The sequence below is a fragment of the Tsuneonella litorea genome, assembly GCF_025154015.1.
Classification (GTDB): domain Bacteria; phylum Pseudomonadota; class Alphaproteobacteria; order Sphingomonadales; family Sphingomonadaceae; genus Tsuneonella; species Tsuneonella litorea.
Window position 1 is genome coordinate 216,300 of sequence record NZ_JAOAMV010000002.1, and the last position, 24,732, is coordinate 241,031.

The window sequence follows — 24,732 nt, forward strand, 5'->3', positions numbered from 1 at the left end:
AAGCCGGTGAGTTCTGCGCTCGACGACGAGATCCTCGCGCTCCTGCGCTTTGCGGCGCAAAAGGCGGTCATGCCCCGCTGGCGCAACCTTGCCGAAGCCGACGTCGAGGAAAAGGCCAAGGATGACCTCGTCACGATCGCCGACCGCGAGGTCGAGGCCTTCCTGACCGAGGCGCTCGCACGGCTCGCCCCAGAGGTTCCCGTCGTCGGCGAAGAAGCGAGCGCGGCCGATCCCGCCGTGCTCGATCGGCTTTCCGGCCCCTGCTGGATCATCGACCCGATCGACGGGACGTCCAACTTCGCCAGCGGCCAGGGCCACTTCGCGATCATGGTCGCGCTGGCAGACGGGGGAGAAACGCTTGCCGGATGGATCTACGACCCCCGGCGCGACCGCTTGTGCCGCGCGCGAAAGGGCGAAGGCGCGTTCGTCAACGACGAGCGGGTCCTTGCGGCGCCGGGAGGATCGGACCCCCCCGCTCTTGCCGCGATGACCCGCTTCATGGCGCCGGAGCAGCGCGCGGTATTCGAGCGCGAGATCGTGCCGCACTATACCATCGCAAAGGCACCCGGATGCGCGGCCGAGCAGTACCCGCTCGTCGCCATCGGCGGGCACGACATCGCGATCTACGAACGCACGCTGCCGTGGGATCACGCCGCGGGCTGCCTGTTCCTCAACGAGGCGGGAGGCGTGTGCGCGCGGCAGGACGGTTCCCCCTACCGCGTCGATTCACATCGCAAGGGCATGATCGCCGCCGCGACTCCCGCGCTGTGGGACCGGTTCGTCGCCCGGCTGGAAGGCTCCGGGTATGCGCCGGGCGGCCCGAACCCGGACTAGAGCTCGGCCTCGAGCCATCCCTTGAGCTGGCTCTTGGGCGCGGCGCCCAGTTTCTGCGCCACCGGCTTGCCGTCCTTGAACAGGACCATCAGCGGGATCGACTGCACGCCGATCGAACCGGGTACGCCGGTGTTCTCCATGATGTCCATCTTGGCGATGGTCACCTTGTCGGACAGCTCGTCCGAGATTTCCTCGAGCGCGGGCGCGATCATCTTGCACGGTCCGCACCAGTCGGCCCAGAAATCGACCAGCACGGGCTTGTCGGCCTCGAGCACGTCGGTCTGGAAGCTGGCGTCGGTCACGGCGATGGTCGGCATGGCAATCTCCTTTTGTCGGCCCCAATCTAGGCGCTCGCGTCGCTCACTCAACGCCCGGCGCGGAAAAGCTTTCCGATTTTGCCGACAAGAGCGCCTTGCCGGTCAACAGCAGGTCGGGTGGAATCGCGATCAGCAGCGGGGTCTGGGTGTACAGGATGGCGGCGCGCACCTCGCGGCCGGGATAGATCGCCGCAAGTGCCGCGGCATAAGCGGACATCTGTTGCAGCGTGCTGTCGGGAACGTCCGAAATGGCGGCGGGCGGGCGGCGTGTGCTCTTGAAATCGATCACGGTCACCCGCCGCGGTTCGACCAGCAGCCGATCTGCCGTTCCCGCTATCACCTGCCCTTCGACGGTCGCTGCCAGCGGCACTTCGGCAAGCGAGGTCGGCGAGAAGACCTCGGCGAAATCGGGTTCGGCCAGCACCGCGAGCGCGCTCGCCAGCAGATCACCCCGCTCGGCCTCTTCAAGGTCGGGAGCCTGCCGGGCCAGCCATGCGCGCGCCGCCGGTTCGCGCTCCGCCGGAGGAACATCGGGCAGTCGTTCGAGCAGCCGGTGGATCAGGACGCCGCGCCGCGCCGCGACGCGCGCTGCATCGGGCGGCAGCGGCGGGTCGCTGCCCTGCACCGATCCCGCCGCCGATGGTGCCAGGGGACGCGGTGGGCGCGGCTCGGGTCCGACGGCGGTCGTTGCCCAGGCCGGAAGCTCGGGCGTGGGGTCGCCATATCGGATGGCAGTCCGCGTTACCTGGGCAGCAGGCGCCCCCCATTCGCGCCGCATCCCCCAGATCGGGTCGTCGATCTCCTCGCCGGTCATGACCGCGGACAGCCGCGCATACCACGAATCCTGTGCGGGCTCGGTCTCCTTCTTGCCCAGCGCGCCGCCGACGAAGAGGGCCTCCTCGGCGCGGGTCATCGCCACGTAGAGCAATCGCCAGTGTTCCTCGCGCTCGGCGGCCTTGGCAGCCTTTTCGGCGGCGAGCACGGGCGCCGCCTTCTCGTCCTTGCGCAGCGCGGGGAGCGGAACGCTGCGCGTGCCGCCTCCCATCGCCATTTCGTCGAGAGAGAGCCCGCGCGTACGCGCGGTGTCGGGATCGCCGGTGGCGTCGGCAAGAATCACGATGGGCGCCTGCAAACCCTTTGAGCCGTGCACGGTCATCACCCGCACCAGGTCGCCGCCACCTTCGCTCTCGCGCTTCAGTTCGCCCTCGCCGGCATCGAACCATGCGATGAACCCGGCAAGGCTGGCGGTAGAAGTCGCGGCGTAGGCGGAGGCCGCATTGAGCAGTTCATCGACCGGATCGTTCACCTCGGGCCCGAGCCGCGCGACGAGCGCCTTGCGACCCTGCCAGGGGCCCACCAGCATCCACCGCAACATCGCCTGTGGCGGCTCGTAGTCGGCGATCCGCAACAGGTCGCGCAGCCGGTCCGCCGTCGCGCGCTGCAGCGGGGACTCGCCGTCCCGGATATGGTCCCACAACCGCCTGTCGCCGCGATACCCGTGTTCGAGCAGGTCCTCCTGGCTCCACCCCAAAAGCGGGCTGACAAGCAGGTTGGCGAGGCTGAGGTCATCGAGCGGCTGCGCGGCGAACCGCAGCGCGGCCATCAGGTCCTTGACCCCCAGCGGCGCCCCCAGGCGGAGGCGGTCAACGCCCGCGACCGGCACCCCCGCGGCATGGAGCCGGGCAACGATAAGGCCCGCCAGTTCGCGCCGCTTGCGCACCAGGATCATGATGTCGCCCGGCCCGGCGTTGCGCCCGTCGTCCTTCGACAGCGGGAAGCCGCGCCGCAGCCATTCGGCGACTTGTGCCGCGATGCGGTTGGCCATCGCGCGTTCGGGTTCCGACAGCCAGTCCTCGGGACCGTCTTCGTCGCCGCCGGGCCGCGCGCTGACGGGGCGCCAGAGCGTGACGAGACCGGGCCGGTCGGCGTAGCCGACGTGCCGCTCGATCGTCTCGTCAGGCGCGATCCCGAAGGCCTCCTTCCCGATCGCAGCGATCGCGCCGTCGACGAAGTCGAGCACCGGCTGCGCGGTGCGGTAGGACCGGCCGAGGCCCAGCGTCATCAGCGGTTCAACGTCCGGATCGTTTGCCGCAAGCGAATCGATCAGCGCGCGGTAATACTCGCGCGCGAGCGTGAAATTCTCCGGACTCGTGCCCTGGAAGCCGAAGATCGCCTGCTTGTAATCGCCGACCACGAACAGTGTCCGCTGGATGCCCGCGCGCTGGCCCTCTCCGGAAAAGAAATCGTCGGTGATCGCGCGCACGATGTCCCACTGCGCGCGATTGGTGTCCTGCGCCTCGTCGACGAGCACATGGTCGAAACGGCGATCGAGCTTGTAGCGGATCCAGTCCGACAGGGCGGAATCGGACAGCAGTGCGGCAGCCCGGCGGATCTGGTCGTCGAAGTCGATCAGGCCCTCGCGGTTCTTTGCCTCGTCCCATGCGAGCGCGAACCGGCGACCGATCTCGAGCGCGGGCGCGACGAGATCGGCAAGCGCCAGCAGCGCCCTGCGCTCGCGCAGCGCGGCAAACGAGGCAGCCACCGCCTCGAGGTGGACGGCATAATCGGGATCGTGCTTTTCAAGGTTTTTAAGCCACTTGGGATCGCCCTTCTGGGTGAACAAGGCCGCCTCGAGCGGATCTGCCGCCGACACCCGGCCCATGCCGCTCGCGCCGATGAAGTCGGCGATCGCGTCGAGCGACTTGCCCGCGCTCGCAGTGCCCCACGCTGCGTTCGCGGCGCGCACCCGTTCGAGCGCGTCGCAATCGAACACCCCGTCGCTGCACAGTTCGGCAAGGCTCTCCTCGCCCGCATCGCCGGGCAGGCCCAACAGCCGTAGCAGCCGCTCGCGCATGGGGGGTTGCCAACCGCCCCTGCCGAACCAGAGTTCGCGGGCATCGGCGCAGCGCATCAGCCATTCGGGGACTTTCGAAGGTCCCATGCGCTCGCTGAGCATCGCCAGCGGGCCGAGCACTGCCGCGTCGCCGGCTTCCTCGGCCTCGACGACCATTGCGGCCAGGATCTTGTGCGCGAGGACGTCGCGGTCGCGGTCCTCCATCGGGCGCGTACCCGGGACGAGACCAGCCTCGTCGGGAAATGCGGCGAGCAGCCACTGCGAAAAGGCATGGATTGTGTCGATCCGCAGCCCGCCGCCCGGGCAATCGAGCACGCTGGCGAACAAGGTGCGGGCGTGCGCGATGGTGTCCGGATCGTGCGGGGCGCCGATGGCGATCAGGTCCTTTGCGAGCCGCGTGTCGGGCATCCGCACCCAGCGCGCGAGAACGGCATTTACCCGTTCCGCCATTTCGGCCGCGCCGGCCTTGGTGAAGGTGAGGCACAGAATCGACCCCGGCGTGACACCCGGCCGCAGCAGCAGGCGCAGCACGCGGGCCGAGAGCACCTGCGTCTTGCCGGTTCCCGCCGAGGCGGACAGCCAGACGCTGCGGCCGGGCGCGACCGCGCGTCCCTGGTTGTCGGAGAGCGGATGAACCTTCCCGCTCACGCGCCGTTCTCACCGTGGAGCCGCATCCATTCCTCGAGGCGCATTAGCTGGTCGTAAGTGCCGTAATTCGGCAGGTCCGGCACAATCGTCGCCACGAAGGGATTATTGCCGAGAATCCAGCAATCGAGCGCCTCGTCCAGCCAGCCCTTCGTCTTCGGGAGAAACTCGTCGAGCGGTATTCCGCTGCGATTGCCCTCGCCGAAGATCGGCGACACCACATGGCCGAACTGATCCGAACCCTGGCGCTTTGCGAGCGACCAGTATTCGAACCGGTTGACCGTGCCCTTCCACGGCGCGAAGGCTCCGCTTTCGACCATCAGGCCCAGCGTACCCAGTTGCAAGGCGTATCCAGCCGCCGATTGCGCAGGTTTCGGCGGAGAGCCGGTCTTGTAGTCGACTACCGCGAAGCATCCGTCTTCTTCGTCGAAGTCGAGCCGGTCGATCCGGCCCTTGATCGTGACCCCGCGCCAATCGATTTCGCCCTTGGCCTCGACCAGCACCGGCTTGCGCGAGGGATCGGCCGCGATGGCGTCCTCGATCCATTCGAGCGCCTTGAGCAGCCGCGGCCGCCACAGCGCCCGGGTGAGCGGGTGGGAATTCATCTCGGCCAGTTTCTCGGTCGCGATGTCGGCAAGCGGCCGTCCGGACTTGTGCCATTCCTCGAGGATCGCGTGAGCCAATGTGCCCTGCCAGGCCGGACTCGGCTCGGCATCGAGACCGTCCAGTTCGCTCAGTCTCAGGATGCTCGCGGCGTAGAACTGGTATGGATCGGCGCGCAGGCGATCGAGGCTGGTGACCGAAACCGCCACCCTGCGCTGGGCCGCGCTCGGCATGGGCCTGGGGCGGGGATAGGCTGGAGCGGGATCCGCATGGTCGATTACCCCGGCGAGGCGCGGCGCCTCGGTCTCGCGGTGCGCATCGCCCAGTTCGCCAAGCAGCGCCTGCACCCGTAGCAGGAAGCGCGAGGCGATGGCGGGACCGCTCTGGTCGCGCCGGGCGCGGCTGAGCACCACCTCGGGCGCACCGAGGACCGAGGCGAGATCGTGCGCCGACAGGCCGATGCGAAAATCCGCGCCCGGCACGCCCAACGCGCGCAGCACCGCGGGAGCGAGCAACGGGTCGGTGGCCGGCCGCGCGGGCCAGGTTCCCTCGTTCAGCCCGGCCGCGATGACGAGGTCGGCCCGGGCCATGCGCGATTCGATCAGGCCATAGATCGCGACGCGCGGGTGGCCGCCGTACGGCGGACGGACCGCGATTGCCTCCATCGCATCGCGCAGCACGGCGTGCAGGTCCTCTGCTTCGAGCATCGTGCCTGCGTCGCGCGCATGAAGCCGCAGATCCTCCACGAACAGGGCAAGACCGCGCCCGTCCTCGCGGCCCCACAACCCGCTTCCGGCAAGTGCCTCGCCGGCGCCGGCGAGCCGGTCGAGCCAGTCCGCGAGCGGCAGCACTTCGTCGGTGAGCAATGGCCCGAGGACCGGTTCGACCCCTTCCCACCACTGCGTCACCCGGGCCTTCGCCGCAATGGGGCCGAGCGGCGCGAGGCCCGGCGCCGGTCGCGGCCCGCGCAGCGCGCGGTCGAATCGCCGCAGCGCGTCGAGCCAGTGACCGCGATCCGCGCCCGCACGGACCAGCGGATTGGCGAGCGCCGCGACGAGGGGAACCGGCGCGGCGCGCTCGCCCGCCAGTTCTGCCAGTTGCAGCAGCAACCGCCCCGCGGTCGTCTCCGAAAGGGCCCGCCCGGCGGAATCGTCGGCCGCAAGGTTCCAGCGCGCAAGGTGCTCCACCACCCGGCGAGCTAGCCCGCGATCCGGCGTGACCAGCGCGACCCGCTTTTCGGGAATCGCCACCGCTTCCCTGATCAGCAACGCAATCGCCTGGGCCTCTGCCTCAGGGTGGGCGGTTTCCATCACCCGAACACCCGAGAGCCGCCGCTTTTCGGCCGGCAGGTCGACCCATGCCCGGCTGGCCCTGGGCGGGAGGAACAGCGCCGAGATCGCGTGGCTCCGCTCGGGTCCTGCGGCCGCGAGCCCCCGCCGGTGCCACGGCTGCACTTCCGCGCGGTTGATTCCCATGCGGTTGAGCAGGAGCTTCAGGTGATATTGCGGATGGGTCACCGCATCCCCCGGTCCGAACGGCGGGTCGCCGGGATTGTCGCGCGCACCGGCAGCACCGAGTTCGTCCCAGACCTCGTCCGACATGGACAGGTCGAGATCGGGCAGGATCACCGCCCCGCGCGGAAGTTCGCTTATGACCCGCAACAGGTCCGCCAGTGCGGGCGCCGCGGAGGTCACGCCGGCCGCCACGATCGGCGTTTCGGGCGGACACGCACGCCAGCGCCGCGCCGCGAATTCGAACAGGCGATTGCGCCGCGCCGAGGCGTCGAGCATTCCGGCCGCTTCAAGTTCCCCGCGCCACATCGCCTGCACCGCGGCAAACAGCTTCGACGCCTCGACCCAGTGCGCCGACTGCTCGACCATCGCGTCGATCACCCGCTGCTCCCACAGCTCATCGGGCGCGATGTCTTCCACCAGCAGGCGATCCATCGTGGCGCCGAATTGCTGCGCCAGTTTGAGCAGCGCCGCGCCCTTGGGCGGCTCGCGCCCCAGTGCCCGCATGGCTTCGGGAATGATGGCGCCCAGCCGCAGCCAGCGTCGGGTCGGCTCGACCGCCGGGGGAATATCCGCGCTGCCAAGCGGATCGAGCAGCGCGCCGAGCGTCTCGTCGAGATCGAGGTCGCCGACCACCGCCATCCGGGGCATCAGCAGCCCGCCCCCGCTTGCGCGAACGAACGCTTCCTGCACCGTGCGGGCTGCACGGGTCGAGGGCAGCAGCAGCGTGAGCCGCGCCATGCCGACGTCCGGTTCGGAATATCGCGGCACAAGGCCGGCCACCAGGGCATCGGCGAAGCCGCGATGGGCGGCGATCGAATAGATTTTCGGCGTCGATGCCTCACCCACCGGCGAGCGCCTCCTCGGTCGGGCGGATCGCCTGCGGCGTGCCGACCTCGAACCACAGCCCCGTGAACCCGGTGCCGAACAGCCGCCCTTCCGCGATCGCGCGCTCCCACAGCACGTTGGTGCTGAACGGCCCCTGCGGCGCGTCGCGCAGCAGCCGGTGCGAGACGAGCTGGATCCCGGTATAGATGAACGGCGCGATCCGCCCCGGCTTGCGGCGCGAAAGCCTGCCGAGCGGGTCCATGTGAAAATCGCCGGGCCCCCGGAAATTCACCGCGCGCGCGTGGGGGACGACCAGCAGCAGCGCGTCCATCGCGTCGGGGTCCCACCGCGCGGAGAGATCGGCGAAGGCATCGCGCGGACCGTCGAGCCAGATGTTGTCGGCATTGAGGCAGAAGAACGGGTCGGGCAGAAGGCCCGCCGACTGCGCCTTGACCATACCGCCGCCGGTTTCGAGCAGGAGATCGCGTTCGTCGGAGATCGCAACCTGCGGCGCCTTGCGCGACCGGGTGTGCGCGACGAGCGCGTCGGGCAGGTAATGAACGTTGATCACGGCCTTGCCCACGCCCGCTTCTGCGAGCCGGTCGAGCGCGTGGTCGATCAACGGCTTGCCCGCGACGCGCACCATCGGCTTGGGCTGGGTGGCGGTAAGTGGCCGCATCCGCTTGCCGAGGCCAGCGGCCATGACCATCGCGGTGTCGCTGGCCGGCCCCGTCACGCTGCTCGCCTCACGCTATCCTGCCGCCGCCGCTCGCGCGCAGGTCATCCGGGATGTTGACGTCGAACCACGACGCCACGGGGGCGAGCGCGGGATGGGCCAGGTCGCGTTCCATCGCCGCCCACACGCGCGGGATCATCGCCAGGTAACGGTCCTTGCCGTCGCGCTTGTAAAGGCGGGTGAAGATGCCGACGATCTTGGCGTTCCGTTGCGCGCCGAGGCGGGCGTAGTCGGCCTCGAAATGCGGATCGGCATCGGCACCGGCAAGGTAGCGGTCGAGCATTGCCCGCTCGAGCTCGATCGGAACGTCGCGCCGCGCGTCCTGCAGCAGGCTGACGAGGTCGTAGGCCGGATGACCGACCAGAGCGTCCTGGAAATCGATCAGCCCCTGCCGGCCTCCGTCCAGAAGCATGATGTTCTCGGCATGATAGTCGCGCAGGACCGTGACCCCGGGCTGCTGTCGCGCGAGCATAGGCGAAAGCGCCTCCTCCCAGGCTGCCGCATAACCCGCTTCGTCGACCGCGAGGCCGGCGGCGGGGCAGTACCATTGAATCAGCAGGCCCGCCTCGCGCTGGTAGACAGCCTTGTCGTAGGGATCGAACGGACCGGGCGGCCGGGCGTGGAGATCGATCAGCGTGTCGATCGCCGCCGCGTAGGCATCCCTTTCCCCATCCGGATGATCGTCGAGCCAGTCGCGCATCCGGTCGTTGCCGAAATCCTCGAGCAGGACCCACCCGTCTCCCGGGTCCGCCGCATAGATCTCGGGCGCGCGCAAGCCGCTACTCGAAAGCCAGTTCGCCACGTGAATGAAGGGACCGGGATCCTCGTGCGGCGGCGGCGCGTGCATGAGCATTGCCTTGCGGTCGCCCGACCGCACCCGGAAATAGCGGCGGAACGAGGCATCGCCCGGAATGGGATCGATCGCCGCGTCCGCCCAACCGGACCGGGCGAGAAAATCGACGAGACCCTCGGGAAGCGAATTCATGGCATTCGCCCTAGCCAATCGGCGGCGCCCTCGACAATCGCCATGCGCCCGTTCCCGCGAGTTTCCAACGCAATTTCGAGGCATTGCGCCTCATGCGCGAAGCCGCCGGCGTTCTGGGGCCACTCGGCGAGCAGGACGGCGCCCTCGCGATAGTCGTCGAGCCCGATCTCCTCCACCTCACCCGGATGCTCGAGCCGGTAGAAGTCCGCATGGACGAGCGGCGGCTTGAGCGAGTCGTAGGTTTCGACGATCGTAAAGGTGGGTGACGGTACTTCGCCCTTGTGACCGAGCGCCGCGATCACCGCACGCGCCAGCGTCGTCTTGCCCGCGCCGAGCCCGCCGCTCAGCGCCACCACGTCTCCGGGACGCAGTTGCCGCGCAATCCGCGCTCCGAACGCGTCCATCGCGGCGAGATCGGGCAGGTCTACCCTCACGGCAAGTGGATCGTCGCGAACGTGCCCTCTCCCCGGCGCGAGACGATCTCGAGCGTGCCGCCGTGCGCCTCGACCAGCTGCGTAGCGAGCGGAATGCCGAGGCCCTGGCGGCGCTCGGGCTTGCCGTCGGCGCCGATGCGCAAGCCCTCGCGCGCGCGGCGCAGTTCGTCGGCCGTCATTCCCCGACCATTATCGGATACGACGATCCGCACCCCGTCCTTCTTGCGCGACAGGTCGACGAGGATCTTGCCCCCTTCGGGCGTCGCGGCGATGGCATTGTCGAGGAGATGGCCGAGGGCGCGCGAAAGCTGGCGCGGATCGGCTTCTACCTTGGAGGTCCCGCCTCCGCGCAGGTCCAGCGAAAGGCCCGCCTCGACGATCGCTGCTTCGCGCTCGCGGACCACCTGCGTCACGAACGGCAGCAGATCGAGCCGCTCCTTCGCGAGCGGGAGAAGCCCGGCCTCGCTCTGGGACAGGGCCAGCACGTTCTCCACCTGGTCGGTCAGGCGATGCACCGATTCGAGGATTGCCGCGACGTATTCGCGGCCCTGCGCGCTCAGCTCGCCCGCCACCCCGGCCTCGAGAAGTTCCGCGAAACCGCCGATCGAAGTCAGTGGCACGCGAAACTCGTAGCTCATGTTGGCGAGGAACCGCGTCTTTACCTCGTCGGCTGCCTCGAGCGCCTCGGCCCGCTCGAGCAGAGCGGCCTCGGCGTTCTGCGAATCGGTGATGTCGAGCACGGTCAGCAATCCGTTGCCGTCCGGCAGCGGCACGCCTGCGATCTCCAGCGTGCGGCCATCGGCGAGCGCGACCCGTCCCCCGGTCTGCTTGCGGTCGAGCGTGGCGCCGCGCACCACGTCGCCGATTGCCTTGGCCTGTTTGGGCTGCTCGAGACGGGGGGCGATCTTCGCCACGAGTTCGTCGGCCGTGGGATGGCCTTCCAGATCGTCCTGGTCGAGCCCCCAGGCGCCGCCAAATCGGCGGTTCCACAGCTGCATATGGCCATCCGGCGCGAATACCGCGAGCGCCTCGAACAGGCTGTCGAAGGTTGCGGTGCGGGTCCGCAGGAGGGTATCGCGGGTCGCCGAGAGGGCGAGGCTTTCGGTCCGGTCCTCGGCGATCAGCACCAGCCCTCCGTCGGGCATCGGCTGCGCGACGATCCGCAAGTGCGTGCCATCGTTGAGCGGCCAGGCCTCCTCCACCGCTTCCCCGATTCCGAACCACTCGGTCCGCTCTGCGCGCCAGGCCGGGAAGTCGCGCACCTCGGGCGTCCGGCCCGCCTCACGCGACTCGCGGAGCAGGCGCTCGAACTCGATGCCGTCGGTCGCGCCGGGCCGCATGGCGAATATCCGGCGGAAGGGCTGGTTGGCGGACAGCAGCCGCCGGTCCGGACCGAACTGCGCCACGCCGACGGAAAGCTGGTCGAGCATCTGCCGCTGTGCTTCGCGGAACGCGCGAAAGGTGCGCGCCTGTTCTTCCATTTCCTCGATATCGACCGCGTATCCGGCAACTCCCTCCGCGCCCAGCGGCAGGTCGCTGACGCGCAGGCTGCGGCGTTGCCCGCCGATCGTGGCCGTGACGACCCGCTCGACCGGGGTGTTTGCCGCGGCGGCCTGCGATGCCACCTGCGCCGCAGTAAGCCCGTCGACCGCCTCCACGAGCTCGATCTGCGCCTCGACAACCGCCTCTGCGCTTTCGGCACCGACAGCCCGGACATAGGACGTGTTGACCAGCTTCAACCGCGCGTCCGGCCCGCGGAACCACATCGGCAGCGGTGCAGCCTCGATCAGGCCCACAAGCGCGGCAAAGTCGCCCTTGGCGCGCGACGCCTCGGCGCGCAGCCGCGCGAGCTCGCCCTGGCTTTCGGAGAAGTCGAACACCCACAACAGCGCAGCGCCGCCCGGGGAGACCTGCGGGTCGGCGAGCACGCCGCGCACCGCGAGGCTGCGCTGCGATCCCGGAGGGGTCAGCTCCATGCGAAACGGTGTGGCGGTTTTCTGCGTGCGCAGCACGTTCGCCGAGAGCTCGGCGAGCTGTTCCGCCGAGAGGCCCCTTGCACTGTCGCTACCGCCCAGATCGCCGAGATACTGCGGGAGTTTCGACAGGCCCAGCCAACCCGCGAGCCGCTCGCTCGCCTCGATCCTGCCGTCGACCCGCACGATCAGGGGAATCGCGGGGGATTCGTCGATCATCCGCACCATCCGCCGCGCGGCCTTGCGCGCGGCGTCGGCCCTCCGTGCCCGGGCACCAGCGGCGATCATCAGCCACGCCGCGCCCGCGACCCAGGCGGCCAGCAGAAGGCCGATGAGCGCGAGCGCGGTGGGGGTCGACTGCATGGCGGTCAGCTATGCGCGCAGACCGCACTATGCAACGTCATTGCGGCCAATCAGTACCGGTAATGATCGGGCTTGAACGGGCCTTCGACGGGTACGCCGATGTAATCCGCCTGTTCCTGGGTCAGCTTGGTGAGCTTCACCCCGAGCTTGTCGAGGTGCAGCGCGGCGACCTTTTCGTCGAGGTGCTTGGGCAGCACGTAAACGTCGTTGTTGTACTCGTCGCCCTTGGTGAACAGCTCGATCTGCGCCAGCGTCTGGTTGGTGAAGCTGCAGCTCATCACGAAGCTCGGGTGCCCGGTCGCGCAGCCGAGGTTCACGAGGCGGCCCTTGGCGAGGATGATGATCTGCTTGCCGTCGGGGAAGGTAACCAGGTCGGTGCCCGGCTTGATTTCCTTCCAGTCGTAGTTGTCGAGCGCGCTGATCTGGATCTCGCTGTCGAAGTGGCCGATGTTGCAGACGATGGCCATGTTCTTCATCGCCTTCATGTGCTCGGCGGTGATCACGTCCTCGTTGCCGGTGGTGGTGACGAAGATGTCGCAACGCTTGGTCGCCTCTTCCATCGTCACGACTTCATAGCCTTCCATCGCCGCCTGCAGCGCGCAGATCGGGTCGATTTCGGTCACCATCACGCGCGCGCCGCCGTTGCGGAGCGAATCGGCGCTGCCCTTGCCGACGTCGCCGAATCCGGCGACGCAGGCGACCTTGCCGGCGAGCATGACGTCGGTCGCGCGGCGGATCGCGTCGACCAGCGATTCCTTGCAGCCGTAGAGGTTGTCAAACTTCGACTTGGTGACGCTGTCGTTCACGTTGATCGCCGGGAACGGCAGCTTGCCCTGCTTGGCGAGGCTGTAGAGGCGGTGGACGCCGGTGGTGGTTTCTTCCGAGACGCCCTTGATCGCCTTGACGCTGGCGCTGAGATAGCCCGGCTTCGCCTTGAGGAACGCCTTGAGCGCGCGGACGAACTCGATCTCCTCGGCGTTCGAGGGTTCGAACAGGTCCTCGCCCGCCTCGACGCGCGCGCCCCACAGCGCGAACATCGTGGCGTCTCCCCCGTCGTCGAGGATCATGTTGGCGGTAAGGTCAGGGTCGGCCTCGCTCGACCAGTCGAAGATGCGGCCGACGTAGTCCCAGTATTCGGCAAGGCTCTCGCCCTTGACCGCGAACACGGGGATGCCCTGCGCCGCGATCGCGGCGGCGGCATGGTCCTGCGTCGAATAGATGTTGCAGGTCGCCCAGCGGACTTCGGCACCCAGCGCCACGAGCGTCTCGATCAGCACCGCGGTCTGGATCGTCATGTGGAGCGAGCCGGTGATCCGCGCGCCCTTCAATGGCTGCGACGCGCCGTATTCCTCGCGCAGCGCCATCAGGCCCGGCATCTCGGTTTCGGCGATGGCGATCTCGTCGCGGCCGTATTCGGCGAGCTCGATGTCCTTGATGACGTAATCGCGGGTCATGGTGTCGGCGGTAGTGGCCACGGGGTCGTCTCCAGATTCGGGAATGGCGCGCCCCTAGCCTCCGGCACGCGCGAAGGCAAATATAAAGCTTCCTTTATATGTGAGTGCGGGAGGTCGCGAGGAACGGGCGGTCGCCCTGGAGCGCCGCCCGTTTCCCCCCGTCGTCGACCAGCTTTAGCGACGGGAAGCGAATTGCGGAGGGCGTTCCCCCAGCATTTCATCTGCGGCGGCGATCAGCCGGGCGCGATCCCGCGTCGAGGCGAGTTCCCGGGTCGCCGACTTGAGTTCGCCGCAGCCAAGCCAGGGATGACCCAGGCCATACTGGTTGGCCATGCCGACCGATACGCTGTCGAGCGCCTTCTTCGCTCGCGCCGGCCCCATCCGCGCGTTGTAGTCGGCTTCCAACGTCTTGAACGCGTCCTGCATGACCGGATACTGGTTCGTCGAAAAGCGCGCATAGTCGGCCTGGAAATTGTCCGCCCCGAAGCGGCAGCGAAGCGAACTCACCATCAGCATGATGTCCAGCCGCCGGAGCTTCGCCGCTTCGCTCGGCGAGGCGGCCGCCGCAGCCTGCGGTACGGTCGCGAGCATCGCCATGGCCGCGGCGACCGCAGCCAGTTTCGTGATTGATTTCATGACCCCATTCTCCCCCAACGGGCCCCACCCCGGCCCGCGTCACCTGGCGAACGGACCCGCCCGCCTGTTGGAGAGACTGCGCCCGGTCGTTTACCCGTTCTTAAACGGCCACGGTGAAGCGGAATTAACCACCTTCGTAGTGCGCTTGCGGTTGCACCGGCCGCCCCGCGCGCTATCTCGGCCCGCGAACGGACGGGACAGCGAAGGAATTTGCGAGATGACGATCAAGGTGGGCGATACGCTTCCGGATGTGAAACTGGTCAAGGCGACCGAGGAAGGTCCCGAGGCGGTCCAGAGCAGCGAATATTTCAAGGGCAAGAAGGTCGCGATCTTCTCGGTGCCCGGCGCGTTCACGCCGACCTGCTCGGCGCGGCACCTGCCCGGCTTCGTGGAGAAGGCAGACGAGCTCAAGTCGAAGGGCGTCGACGAGATCGTCGCCACCGCGGTCAACGATCCGTTCGTGATGGGCGCCTGGAACAAGGCTGCCGGCTCGGACGACATCACCATGCTGGCCGACGGCAACGGCGAATTCGCCGAAGCGATGGGCCTGACGATGGACGGTTCGGCCTTCGGCCTCGGCAAGCGCGGCCAGCGGTGGTCGGCGATCGTCGAGGACGGCGTGGTCAAGGAACTGAACGTCGAGGCCCCCGGAGACTTCTCGGTTTCGAGCGCGGAGCATCTGCTCGGTCAGCTCTGACAACCCGATAGCAACCAAATCCGGCTAGGGCGGCGGCGTGAATGCGTCTGCCGCCCTTTCCATGCCTGACCGGCCGTCATGGGGACTTGCACCGCCCTCTCCGGTTGCCCTCTTGGTCGCCGGGGCCCTGACAGCCGGATTGGCAGCGGCGGCAGCAGTGATCTGGATGACCGGCTCGCGGATCGAGATCGCTGGTTTCCTGCGGTTCTTTCTCCTCGGACTGGCTCTGCTTGGCCTTTCGCTGTGGTGCCGCAGGCGCCTGCCTGACCGCCGGCTGGCGCACGCGGCGGCGATCGTCGGCGCGGCGACCTGGGCGCTGATCCTGTGCGGCCTGGTGTCCAACGTCGGGCTGCGGCTCGGAGCCCCGCTCGCCGACGAGCGATTCGCGCGCGCCGACGCGCTCGTCGGGATCAATGCGGGCACCGTCGTGCAGTCGATTGCGGCACAACCGCTGGTCACGAGCATTCTTGCGGCTGCTTACAATTCATCGGGGATCGCGGTGGTCGCGGTCATATTTCTCGCGATCGCGCGCAACCACATCGGCGCGGCATGGGAACTGGTCGCCACCGCGATCCTGTCAATGCAGGTGGTCGCGATCGCGTCGCTGGGTGTGCCGGCCTGGGGCGTGATGCGGCACTTCGGCCTCGCCGGCCTGCAGGGAGCGGGTTTGCCCGCCGGCGCAGGAGTCTACCAGTGGCCCGCCTTTGAACATTTCCGGCACGGCGGGGACCAGCTCGTCCGACTTGCAGACATGGGCGGCGTGGTCGCCTTCCCTTCGTTTCACACCGTTCTGGCCTTGATGCTGACCCAGGCGCTCGCCGGTACGAGAATGCGGTGGCTGGGTCCCCCGTGGAGCGCGGTCATCATCCTGGCCGCTATCCCCATGGGGGGCCACTACGGCGTCGATCTTGCCGCGGGTTTCCTGGTCTGGCTCGGCTGCGCCGTGCTCGCCCGGCGGATTAGTAGCCCATCAGCTTGAGCACTTCCTCGCGGCTGCGCGGATCGTCGAGAAACGTGCCCATCATCCGGCTGGTGGTCATGCCGACACCCGGCGTGCGGACCCCGCGCGCCGTCATGCACGAATGCGACGCCTCGATCACGACAGCGACGCCCTGCGGCCTGAGATGCTCCCAGATGCAATCGGCGACTTCGGCGGTCAGCCGTTCCTGGACCTGCAGGCGACGGGCGAACCCGTGGAGCACCCGAGCGAGCTTGCTGATGCCGACCACGCGATCGTTCGGCAGGTAGGCGATCGCCGCCTTGCCGATGATCGGCGCCATGTGATGCTCGCAGTGGCTCTGGAACGGGATGTCCCTGAGCAGCACGATCTCGTTGTAGCCGCCGACCTCCTCGAAGATCCGGCTGAGGTGGACCGACGGGTCTTCGCCATAGCCGATGCAGTATTCCTTCCATGCGCGGGCCACGCGTGAAGGAGTATCGACGAGGCCTTCGCGGGTCGGATCGTCGCCAGCCCATTCGATCAAGGTGCGGATCGCGTCCTGAACGTGCGCGGGCACCGGCGGCTTGCCGCGCGGATCGTCTTCGTCGGGACCGACCAGGCTGCTCATGACTTCAGTTTCCTCCTGCCGCGGACACGGTTCCAGGCGCGGCTGACGAGGCTGCCCTGCTTCATCAGGCCGCCCTTGGCAAACGGTTCGAACATCTCGTCAGGGGACTCGGGATCGAGGATCTGCGAGCCGGCCAGCGTTTCCTCGATTTCGTCGACCTCCGGGGGGACGAACCGGCGCAGTTGCCGCGCATTCTTTCGGCCGTGCTTCTCGATGAAGGCGATCATCGATCCTTCCGTCTCCAGCGCACGAGCCACCGCGTCCTCCTCCATCCCGCAGTGCTCGGCAAGAAGCGACCGACGGATGGCGCCGATCGCGTCGGTGGCATGGGCGTTGCCGGGCCGCGCAGCATCGATGAACACGTCGCACTCGCTGTCCAGCCCCATCGAGCGGTTATTGAAGTTCGCCGAGCCGATGCGCAGGATCCGGTCGTCGAAGATCGTCAGCTTCGCGTGGACGTAGATCGGCGTTTCACCCGTGTAGGGGACGAACATTGCGAAGCGCCCGCGATGGTCGATGTCGGCGAGCGAGTGCAGCAGGCAGTTGCGCGCGTGGTCCATGGCGACCTGCTCCAGCCATCCGTCGCCGGTTTGCGGCTGAACCATGACGATTTCGGGCGGGTTGTCCTCTTCCAGCCGCTTCGCGATCGCATCGGCGATGCGCGGCGAGGTGAAGTACTGGTTTTCCGAGTAGATGAAGTGCCTGGCCGATGCGATCTGGCGGAGCAGCAGTTCCTCGATCTCGCTGACGCCTTCGAGGCCGTCGTATTTCGCGCGCGTGCGGGCGATACCGATCTCCACCCCTTCGAACTGCACCGCAAGCTCCCGGGGCCAGAGGCTCTCCTCGGGTATCTCCACCTCGCTCAGCGCATCTCCACCGGCCCGCCGCCACCGCTCGCGGCACAGCGCGCCAAGGTGGCGTGCCGCTTCGCCTTCCATCATCATCGTTGCGTCGTGCCACGGGCCATAGCGCAGGCCGTGAGGGCGGTGCCGACGACGGTCGTTCTCGATGTGCTCGCGGGTGTCCCAGCGTTCCTGGGTCATGTCGATGCCGCCGCACACGGCAAGCCTGTCGTCGAGCACGGCGATCTTCTGGTGGTGCGAGCAGCCGACCGGGTGATGACCATCGAAATTGACGTGAATCGCCTTGTAGGCGGCCATCCGGATCACATCGAACAGCATGAAACCCCGCAGGGCGAAATCGAAAACGCCCAGACCCCACTTCAGGATGTCGATCTCGATCCCATTGCGGTGTCGAGCGAGCCATACGAGGAAACTGCCGAGCCGGCGCGGATAGGTCCGGCGGAACGGACGACTGAACCAGCGTCTTCCAACCGCCAGGTGAATGCGGGTGTCGAAATCCCACCCGACCAGGAGGATGCGGCGGCGCGCGTCGAGCATCGCCTTCTGCATCAGGGCAAAATAGTCCTCGGCATCGACGATCACGCTGGCGCGATCGACGCGCGCATAACGCCAGACTCCCGGTTCGACCGAATCGTCGGTGAACGCGATCTCGTTCGGGTTTTCAGCTGCCTCGGCCACATTTCCCCTTCGCGGCTTTGCGCGTCCCTAGGGGGAATGGACGAAGTTTGCGAGCGGTTCCGGGAAGCTCCGTGGCCATCGCCTGCCGGGCTTGCAGAGTGACGGACCGACATCCCTAGCCGATGGCGGCCCGCCCCCCTTCGCGCGCTCTGCTCAGCCACCCGGCTCGTACGGACCGCCCCGCTGCGGATTGCACGCCCATCCCGGGCTCAACGAGGGCTCCCGCGGGTCGTTGGCCGTGGGATCCAGGAAAGGGGCCAACCAGGTCTGGGCGAAGAAGAACCCGAATGACTGGACACGGCCGCCGGGGTCCGACGTGTCTACGTCTCCATCGGGCGTGTCGTTCAGCCCGGAGAACGCGCAGGATGACTTGCCGTTGACGGTAAGTTCCTTGCCATTGCCCGTGACCTCGCCGGCCAGCGCCGGAGTGGACAGCAGCACCAGGCACGCAGTGCAGGTGACAAGCTTCTTCATGATCGGCTCCTTTCGTTGATCACTGCGAGGGAGCGTGCTCCGGCGGCCGCGATCGTGCGAGCACCTGAAGCTGATGAAATGCTGACGAATTGCTGATATATTCGCTTTGAAGGCAACGGGCCGGAATGGAGGTGCCTCTTGCTGCCAGAACCCGATGACGGATTCGTTCGGCTTGATGCGACCGATTCCTTTCGGCTGGGTTCAATACGTGTCGATCCCCCGAGCCTGCGCCTGATCCGCGACAAGCAGGAGATCATTCTCGAGCCGCGCGTCATGCGGGTGCTGATCGCGCTTGCGCAGGCAAGCGGCCAGGTCGTCGGGCACGATGCCCTCATCGAGAGATGCTGAGACGGGCAGGTCGTCGGCGACAATGCGATACAGCGGGCGGTTTCCAAGGTGCGCCAGGTCGGCGCCGGATTCGCAGGGGGCGACTTCGAGGTGCAGACCATCAGGGGGGTCGGTTACCGACTGTCTTGCGCCGGAGCCGATGCCCCGCCGGACGGCGCAAACGGGGAGCCGAGGTTCGGCCGACGCGCCGTCGTGGCGGCGGCTGGCGCTGCCGCGATTCTCGGCGGTGCGGCCTTCGTGCAGGGCCGCCGTCGTCCCGTCGACCGGCAGGCGAAAGAGCTCTTCGAAAGAGCGGAAATTGCCCGGCGAGAGGAAGGCTGTGCCCTGATCCCGGAGCAGGCATCCTCACTGTACCGGGCCGCTCTCGAGGCTGCTCCCGATTTCGCAGCGCCCTGGGGCGGGCTTGCCCTCGTCGCCGCGAAGGCCCTCGACCGGAACGAGGATATCGAACGGAATCGCCGCGTGGCCCTTTCCGCCGCGCGGCGCGGCGCCGAAATTGACCCCCGGCATCCATATCCGCGCATAGCCGTCGCCCTTGCCGAGCCGACCTATATGCGCTGGGGCGCGCAGCGGAAACGGCTGGAGCGTCTGGAGCAGCGCATTGCGCCGGGATGGGATCTGCCGGCTGCGATTGGGTTCCTTGCGATGTGCTGCGGTCATCTCGATACGGCGATCGGCGCATTCCAGCGCGCGCTGGATCACCAGTGGAACCTGCTGGGCGTGCAGTTCTGGCTGGCCCATGCGCTGCTGATGGCAGGCCGGGACGAGGAAAGCCTGAGGATCGCAGATCAGGCCCTGTCTCAAAGCCCCAAGAACTGGTGCGCCTGGGAGGTGGCTTTCCGTGCCAACCTGATGTCCGGCAATTTCGCTGCGGTGAACGTGCTCATCGGCGATGTGCGCGCCACGCCCGCGAATCTTCACCCGGGCGGCCGCCTGTCGCGCCAGATGCTGGCGCGCGCGGTAATCGACGAGGATGCCGGGTCCAGAAAGGCGACCATCAGGTATTTTCACGAGACCATCCTCGAATGGCCGAGCTTCATTCCCTTTGCCGCTGCGCCGCTCGCCCTCCTGCGGGAGTTCGAACTGCTGACGACCGCGATCAGGGGCTATTTGCTCAGCGAAGGACCCATGGCGGTACCCACCGATTGGCGCAGGCACCCGTGGTTCCTCTACCAACCGCCCCTGCTGGAACTGCATGACCACCCGCCGGTCCGCCAGGCCATGCTGAAAGTGGGACTCGATCTCCGACGCTAGGGCAGACTCCGCGCGACTGCGGCCTGGTCGCGCCAGCCTCGGACACCCGAAGAGGAAATGTCCAGTACACTATCCGGTGGGAAAATTGGCGCGCCCGGAACGATTCGAACGTCCGACCCTCAGATTCGTAGTCTGATGCTCTATCCAGCTGAGCTACGGGCGCGCTTGAGAGGGGGCCACATAGGCATGGGTGAGAGCCTTGGCAACACCTATTGCGATCATTCGCACAGCGATCTGACGAGTGCCTTGTCGAGCGGCGGAAGGGCCAACCGGTCGGCCTCCGCGAGCCCAAACCAGCCAATCTCGGCGCCCGGCTCAGCTACGGGAAATCCCTGCCACGCGATTACCGTGTAAAGCAGGATGACAATACCCGGTCGACCACCGGCCGGCATTTCTTCGGCGAAGGCCTGCGCGACAAGGTCCTGCGGATCGATCGTGACGGTCAACTCCTCGTTAAGCTCGCGAACCAGCGCGTTGCGGGGACTTTCGCCGACCTCGATCTTTCCGCCGGGAAATTCCCACAGCCCGCCATGATGCTTTTCGAGCGGCCGGCGCTGAAGCAGGAACCGACCGTCGTCGCGCTGCATCGCTCCGGCAACGACCGCCATCCATGTCGGATTCTTTTCCATGCGCAGCGCCCTTCGCAACCTTTTCTTAACCCGGGGGGCGCACAAAGCATCCTGTCAGTAAATATTCGACGGACACAAACCAATGCCGATGCGCAAGCTCCTCAAAGCGATTGCCACCGACATTTCGGGGGCCACTGCCGTCGAATACGGACTGATCTTGGCGATGATGTTCCTCGCCATGCTCGTGGCTGTCCAGAATTTCGGCAACACCACAATCGTTATGTGGAACAACGTTTCCGACAAGATGGCACAGGCCTCGAAATAAGCGTGCAAGCGGTTAGGATTTTGTCAACTCCGACGCCGTAATCCGAACGAAGTCCAAGCCGTGAATATGGGTTCGGCATGGACCGGGTAGCGAAGACTGAACCAGGAGACGTCACATGCAGTTCATCAAGAATCTCGTCCGCGACGAAGCGGGCGCCACCGCCATCGAATACGGCCTGATCGCCGCTCTCATCGCGGTCGCCGCGATCGCCGCGATGCAGGGCCTCGGCAACCAGCTGAGCGCGACCTTCACCGAGGTCAGCACCAAGATGAAGGGCTAATCCTTCACTCTTGATCGATTGAAGAAGGCGGCGGGAGCGATCCCGCCGCCTTTTTCGTGTGCGCGTCCCAGTCCGGTCCGAGGGCGATCAGCGACCGCGCACCACGATCTTGACCTTCTGGCCCGGCCGCACCGTCTCGCTGGACGTCAACCCGTTGAGCACCCGGAACCGCTGTTCCTGCGCATCCGAATAGGCCATGCGCGCGGCGAGCGACTGGACGGTGTCGCGCGAACCCACCGTCACCACGTCGAGCACCCGCGGGACGACCTGCGCCGCTTCGGTCGCGCTGATCCGGCGCATCGAATTGAACATCGGCGAAAACACCTCGGTTCGGCCCGCCTGGCTGATCGTCACGAAGTGGAATGCCTGGCTGTTTGAAAACTCGTACGCGAAGACGACAACGTCGACCTGGCTGCCGCCGCTGCTCACGCGGGCCGTGCCGTAGGCAGCCGGCAAGCCGTTGACGGTCGTGCGCTGGATCGTCTGCGGCGCGATCTGCTGATTTTGGCTCAGTCCTGAGAAGACCTGCCGCACATACGTTTCGAGATTGCCGCTATAGGGCGCGGTCGACATCTGCGCCTGCCCGCTCTGCCCATTGATCGAAACCGCGCGCGTGCCGTTGACCATGTAAAATCCGCTGGGCGCGGTGAACGCAAGGCGCAGTTCGGGATGGATGAACTGGTTGCCCTCGATCACGCCCTGTGAAGGGTCGTCCCCATACGTAAGCCCGTCGATCCGGGTCAGGAACGTGTCGCGATTGGTCACCCCGGTCGCGCTGCCCGCCAGGCTAAGCGCGTTCTGCACGCGGCTGGCCGGGTCGGGGTGGGTCGAGGCCCATTCCGGTATGGTCGCATTCTGGCGGCCCTGCAGTGATGCGTCGAGGGCGTTCTGCATCGCCAGGCTCTGCAAAACCGTCGCCATCGCATGCGGATCGTAACCCGCCCGGGTCAGGTACTGAACGCCGAGCTTGTCCGCCTCGAGCTCCTGCGAACGCGAAAACTTGAGAGTCAGGAGCTGCGATCCCTGCAGGAGTCCCTGCGAGATCTGCTGCCCCAACCCGCTGTTGCCGAGCAGGATACCCGACAGGATGGCCCCCGCGGCCCCCAGCAGAGAGTTCTGGGTCGCCTTGGCCTGGCGGCGCTGCGAATGGCGCGCCGCGACGTGACCGACCTCGTGCCCGAGCACTGCGGCAAGCTCCGCCTCGTTGTTCATCAGCGTGACGAGCTGGCGGGTCGTGTAGACGTAGCCCCCGGGGATCGCGAACGCGTTGTTGACCGAGCTGTTGAGGAGCGAAACGGTGAACGAATCGCGCGCGTTGCCGAGGCCCGACTGCACCGCGATGTTCTTGCCGACCTGCTCGACGTAGGCGGCATAGGCGCCCGTCATCGCGCCGCCGAATTCCTGCATGATCTTCGGGTGCGCCTCGGCGCCCTGCTGGGCCTCGCTCTGGCTGATTGGCGCCGAAGCGTCGGGTATCGTTCCGCCCATTGTCGCGCAGCCGGTAAGGGCGAACGGAATGGCGGCCGAAAGGAGGGCAAGAGACTTCAATCGCGACATGAATTATTCCCCTGAGCATGCGCGGCGCCCACCCGCCGCCGCGGTTGTCATGTGCGCGGGAAACCCGCACCGCGGCGGCTTTGTTCCCGCCGGGGAACGCGGGATCTAGCTGGTGCCGAGCGAGAGGAACCGCTCCTCCCGCAGCCGGCGCAGGGTCTCCGCCGGCAGGCCGACGAGCGCATCGAGTTCCTCGCCGATCGCGACGCCGAGGTCCTTGGCCGCCTTTTCAGGGTTGCGGTGCGCGCCGCCGACCGGTTCCGGTACGATGCGGTCGATCACGCCAAGCTGCTCGAGATGCTGGGCGGTTACCTTCATCGCCTCGGCCGCCTCGGGAGCCTTTTCCGCGGTGCGCCAAAGGATCGACGCACAGCCTTCCGGGCTGATCACCGAATAGACCGCGTGCTCGAACATCAGCACCCGTTCCGCGCTCGCGAGCGCCACGGCGCCGCCCGAGCCGCCCTCACCCACGATCACCGAGACCATCGGCACCGGTAGCGCGAGGCACGCCTCGGTCGAACGGGCGATCGCCTCGGCCTGTCCGCGTTCCTCGGCTTCGATGCCGGGAAACGCCCCTGAGGTGTCGACCAGGGTGACCACCGGCAGGCCGAACCGTCCGGCCATTTCCATCAGGCGGATCGCCTTGCGATAGCCTTCGGGCTTGCCCATCCCGAAGTTGTGGCGAATGCGGCTGTCGGTATCGTGGCCCTTCTCGTGCCCGATCAGCATGATCTTGCGCCCGTCGAGCGTGGTAAGGCCCCCCATGATCGCCTGGTCGTCGCCATAGGTGCGATCGCCGCCGAGCGGGACGAAATCCGTGAAGGCGTGGGCGACGAAATCGCGGAAGTGCGGCCGTCCCGGATGGCGGGCGACCTGGGTCTTCTGCCACGGCGTGAGCGAGGCATAGGTCGCCGCGAGGAGGTCGGCGCTCTTGGCTTCGAGGCGCGCGATCTCGGTCGAAATGTCGACCTCGTCGTCTTCAGCGGCCGAACGGAGTTCCGCGATGCGGCTGTCGAGCTGCGCGACGGGCTTCTCGAATTCGAGATAGGATTGCATGGAGGGGCAGCTAGTCGCGCTTGCCTCCATGCGCAAGCGGGTGCCTTTCGTTGACCAGGGCCACGAGCCGGGCCGAATCGACGTGCGTGTAGATCTGGGTCGTGGCGATGTCCGCGTGGCCCAGCAGCGTCTGGAGCACGCGCAGGTCGGCCCCGCCTTCGAGCAGATGCGTCGCAAAGGCGTGGCGCAGGACGTGGGGGCTGATCTTTTCGGGCGCGATCCCGGCCCGCGCGGCGAGTGCCTTGACCAGCTGGAACAGCCGCACGCGGGACAGGTGCCCCCCTCGCGAAGGGAACAGGTACTTGCCCTGCGGGCGCACCACCAGCCAGCGGCTCAGCGCAGCCATCGCGCGCGCGCCGACCGGTACCATGCGCGCCTGCCCGCCCTTGCCGGTGACGGTCACGAAGGGGGCATCGCGGGGAACCGCGGCCAGCGGCAGCGAGACGAGCTCGGTCGCGCGCAGGCCCGAGCCGTAGAGCATCTCGACGAGGGCCAGCGTCCTCACCGCGACGGGCCGGTCGCCCGCCGCCTCGCTCTCGGCAAGCGCGAAGAGAGCCTCCACCTCGGCGTGGGTCAGCACCTTGGGCAGCGGCCTGCGCGTGGCGGGCCGGGGCAGCGCGGCCGATGGATCGTCCTGGCGCACGCCCTCGTCGACCAGGAAACCGTAGAACTGGCGCAGCGCCGACGACTTGCGCGCGACGCTTGCCGGGGCGAGGTCCGCCCAGGCACTCCCCAGACGCGCGAGCGCCGGACCGTCGGCTGTCGACAGGTCGCCGACGGCATCCGCAGCGCCCTCGAGGTCACGGCGATAGGCAGCCACCGTGTTTCTGGCCGCGCCGCGCTCCGCGGCGAGCATCGCGAGGAAGTCGTCGATCGCGCTCACCGCAAGGCCG

Annotated in this window: 23 protein-coding genes and 1 tRNA gene; 7 read left to right on the top strand and 17 right to left on the bottom strand. The window is 67.5% G+C overall.

Annotation, left to right across the window (positions count from 1 at the left end; all coding sequences use genetic code 11):
• Positions 1 to 6 precede the first annotated feature (6 nt).
• Complete coding sequence (locus tag N0B51_RS04480) at positions 7 to 834, top strand: inositol monophosphatase family protein (protein WP_259961033.1); 828 nt, start codon at positions 7 to 9, stop codon at positions 832 to 834.
• On the opposite strand, the gene trxA is transcribed toward N0B51_RS04480, so the two are convergent.
• The 9 genes from trxA to N0B51_RS04525 all read right to left on the bottom strand — a co-directional run bounded on the left by trxA (position 831) and on the right by N0B51_RS04525 (position 14,134).
• Positions 831 to 1,151 carry a thioredoxin gene (gene trxA, locus N0B51_RS04485; RefSeq protein WP_259961034.1) on the bottom strand — a complete coding sequence of 107 codons (321 nt, stop codon included), beginning with the start codon at positions 1,149 to 1,151 and terminating at the stop codon, positions 831 to 833. The two genes, N0B51_RS04480 and trxA, sit on opposite strands and share 4 nt — an antisense overlap.
• A gap of 43 nt (positions 1,152 to 1,194) precedes the next feature.
• Positions 1,195 to 4,653: a double-strand break repair helicase AddA gene (gene addA, locus N0B51_RS04490; protein WP_259961035.1), complete on the bottom strand. Its 3,459-nt coding sequence runs from the start codon at positions 4,651 to 4,653 to the stop codon at positions 1,195 to 1,197.
• Positions 4,650 to 7,613 carry a PD-(D/E)XK nuclease family protein gene (locus N0B51_RS04495; RefSeq protein ID WP_259961036.1) on the bottom strand — a complete coding sequence of 988 codons (2,964 nt, stop codon included), beginning with the start codon at positions 7,611 to 7,613 and terminating at the stop codon, positions 4,650 to 4,652. Before N0B51_RS04495 ends, addA begins: the two co-directional genes overlap by 4 nt.
• Positions 7,606 to 8,301 carry a nucleotidyltransferase family protein gene (locus tag N0B51_RS04500; protein ID WP_375545934.1) on the bottom strand — a complete coding sequence of 232 codons (696 nt, stop codon included), beginning with the start codon at positions 8,299 to 8,301 and terminating at the stop codon, positions 7,606 to 7,608. The genes N0B51_RS04495 and N0B51_RS04500 overlap by 8 nt, the downstream gene beginning before the upstream one ends.
• A gap of 37 nt (positions 8,302 to 8,338) precedes the next feature.
• Positions 8,339 to 9,313 (bottom strand): aminoglycoside phosphotransferase family protein, encoded by a 975-nt coding sequence (locus tag N0B51_RS04505; protein ID WP_259961038.1) that lies wholly within the window; start codon positions 9,311 to 9,313, stop codon positions 8,339 to 8,341.
• The gene (gene tsaE, locus N0B51_RS04510; protein WP_259961039.1) at positions 9,310 to 9,747 is read right to left on the bottom strand and encodes a tRNA (adenosine(37)-N6)-threonylcarbamoyltransferase complex ATPase subunit type 1 TsaE; all 438 of its coding nucleotides are present in this window, start codon (positions 9,745 to 9,747) and stop codon (positions 9,310 to 9,312) included. Before tsaE ends, N0B51_RS04505 begins: the two co-directional genes overlap by 4 nt.
• A complete protein-coding gene (locus N0B51_RS04515; RefSeq protein ID WP_259961040.1) occupies positions 9,744 to 12,083 on the bottom strand; it encodes a PAS domain-containing sensor histidine kinase in 2,340 nt (779 codons plus the stop codon). Before N0B51_RS04515 ends, tsaE begins: the two co-directional genes overlap by 4 nt.
• A gap of 50 nt (positions 12,084 to 12,133) precedes the next feature.
• Positions 12,134 to 13,537: an adenosylhomocysteinase gene (ahcY, locus tag N0B51_RS04520; protein WP_259961470.1), complete on the bottom strand. Its 1,404-nt coding sequence runs from the start codon at positions 13,535 to 13,537 to the stop codon at positions 12,134 to 12,136.
• A 174-nt stretch (positions 13,538 to 13,711) separates the two neighbouring features.
• Positions 13,712 to 14,134 (bottom strand): S-adenosyl-L-homocysteine hydrolase, encoded by a 423-nt coding sequence (locus N0B51_RS04525; RefSeq protein ID WP_259961041.1) that lies wholly within the window; start codon positions 14,132 to 14,134, stop codon positions 13,712 to 13,714.
• Between the two features lie 256 nt (positions 14,135 to 14,390).
• On the opposite strand from N0B51_RS04525, the gene N0B51_RS04530 reads away from it, so the two are divergent.
• Positions 14,391 to 14,870, top strand: coding sequence for a peroxiredoxin (locus tag N0B51_RS04530; protein ID WP_259961042.1), 480 nt, complete (start codon positions 14,391 to 14,393; stop codon positions 14,868 to 14,870).
• 139 nt (positions 14,871 to 15,009) lie between these two features.
• Positions 15,010 to 15,849, top strand: coding sequence for a phosphatase PAP2 family protein (locus N0B51_RS04535; protein ID WP_259961043.1), 840 nt, complete (start codon positions 15,010 to 15,012; stop codon positions 15,847 to 15,849).
• Here N0B51_RS04535 and folE read toward each other — a convergent pair.
• From folE to N0B51_RS04550, 3 genes are all read right to left on the bottom strand, one after another.
• Positions 15,830 to 16,438, bottom strand: coding sequence for a GTP cyclohydrolase I FolE (gene folE / locus N0B51_RS04540; protein ID WP_259961044.1), 609 nt, complete (start codon positions 16,436 to 16,438; stop codon positions 15,830 to 15,832). The two genes, N0B51_RS04535 and folE, sit on opposite strands and share 20 nt — an antisense overlap.
• Entirely contained in the window at positions 16,435 to 17,979 is a 1,545-nt protein-coding gene (locus N0B51_RS04545; protein ID WP_259961046.1) for a phospholipase D-like domain-containing protein, read from the bottom strand. Before N0B51_RS04545 ends, folE begins: the two co-directional genes overlap by 4 nt.
• A gap of 153 nt (positions 17,980 to 18,132) precedes the next feature.
• Entirely contained in the window at positions 18,133 to 18,453 is a 321-nt protein-coding gene (locus tag N0B51_RS04550) for a hypothetical protein (RefSeq protein ID WP_259961048.1), read from the bottom strand.
• Between the two features lie 138 nt (positions 18,454 to 18,591).
• Here N0B51_RS04550 and N0B51_RS04555 point away from each other — a divergent pair, with 138 nt between their 5' ends.
• Entirely contained in the window at positions 18,592 to 18,801 is a 210-nt protein-coding gene (locus tag N0B51_RS04555) for a winged helix-turn-helix domain-containing protein (RefSeq protein ID WP_259961050.1), read from the top strand.
• 48 nt (positions 18,802 to 18,849) lie between these two features.
• Positions 18,850 to 20,055 carry a tetratricopeptide repeat protein gene (locus N0B51_RS04560; protein WP_259961051.1) on the top strand — a complete coding sequence of 402 codons (1,206 nt, stop codon included), beginning with the start codon at positions 18,850 to 18,852 and terminating at the stop codon, positions 20,053 to 20,055.
• 86 nt (positions 20,056 to 20,141) lie between these two features.
• Here the strand turns inward: N0B51_RS04560 and N0B51_RS04565 are convergent.
• Both N0B51_RS04565 and N0B51_RS04570 read right to left on the bottom strand, forming a co-directional pair.
• Positions 20,142 to 20,218: transfer RNA gene (locus N0B51_RS04565), tRNA-Arg, on the bottom strand.
• A gap of 55 nt (positions 20,219 to 20,273) precedes the next feature.
• A complete protein-coding gene (locus N0B51_RS04570) occupies positions 20,274 to 20,684 on the bottom strand; it encodes a (deoxy)nucleoside triphosphate pyrophosphohydrolase (RefSeq protein ID WP_259961052.1) in 411 nt (136 codons plus the stop codon).
• Between the two features lie 82 nt (positions 20,685 to 20,766).
• Here N0B51_RS04570 and N0B51_RS04575 point away from each other — a divergent pair, with 82 nt between their 5' ends.
• On the top strand, positions 20,767 to 20,949 hold the full coding sequence (locus N0B51_RS04575; protein ID WP_259961054.1) for a Flp family type IVb pilin: 183 nt from the start codon (positions 20,767 to 20,769) through the stop codon (positions 20,947 to 20,949).
• Between the two features lie 115 nt (positions 20,950 to 21,064).
• Positions 21,065 to 21,229: a Flp family type IVb pilin gene (locus tag N0B51_RS04580; RefSeq protein WP_259961055.1), complete on the top strand. Its 165-nt coding sequence runs from the start codon at positions 21,065 to 21,067 to the stop codon at positions 21,227 to 21,229.
• Between the two features lie 87 nt (positions 21,230 to 21,316).
• On the opposite strand, the gene N0B51_RS04585 is transcribed toward N0B51_RS04580, so the two are convergent.
• The 3 genes from N0B51_RS04585 to N0B51_RS04595 form a co-directional block, all read right to left on the bottom strand.
• Positions 21,317 to 22,786, bottom strand: a complete 1,470-nt coding sequence (locus tag N0B51_RS04585) for a M48 family metalloprotease (protein WP_259961056.1) — start codon at positions 22,784 to 22,786, stop codon at positions 21,317 to 21,319.
• 105 nt (positions 22,787 to 22,891) lie between these two features.
• Positions 22,892 to 23,839 carry an acetyl-CoA carboxylase carboxyltransferase subunit alpha gene (locus tag N0B51_RS04590; protein ID WP_259961057.1) on the bottom strand — a complete coding sequence of 316 codons (948 nt, stop codon included), beginning with the start codon at positions 23,837 to 23,839 and terminating at the stop codon, positions 22,892 to 22,894.
• Between the two features lie 10 nt (positions 23,840 to 23,849).
• Complete coding sequence (locus N0B51_RS04595) at positions 23,850 to 24,722, bottom strand: tyrosine recombinase (protein ID WP_259961058.1); 873 nt, start codon at positions 24,720 to 24,722, stop codon at positions 23,850 to 23,852.
• Positions 24,723 to 24,732 lie beyond the last annotated feature (10 nt).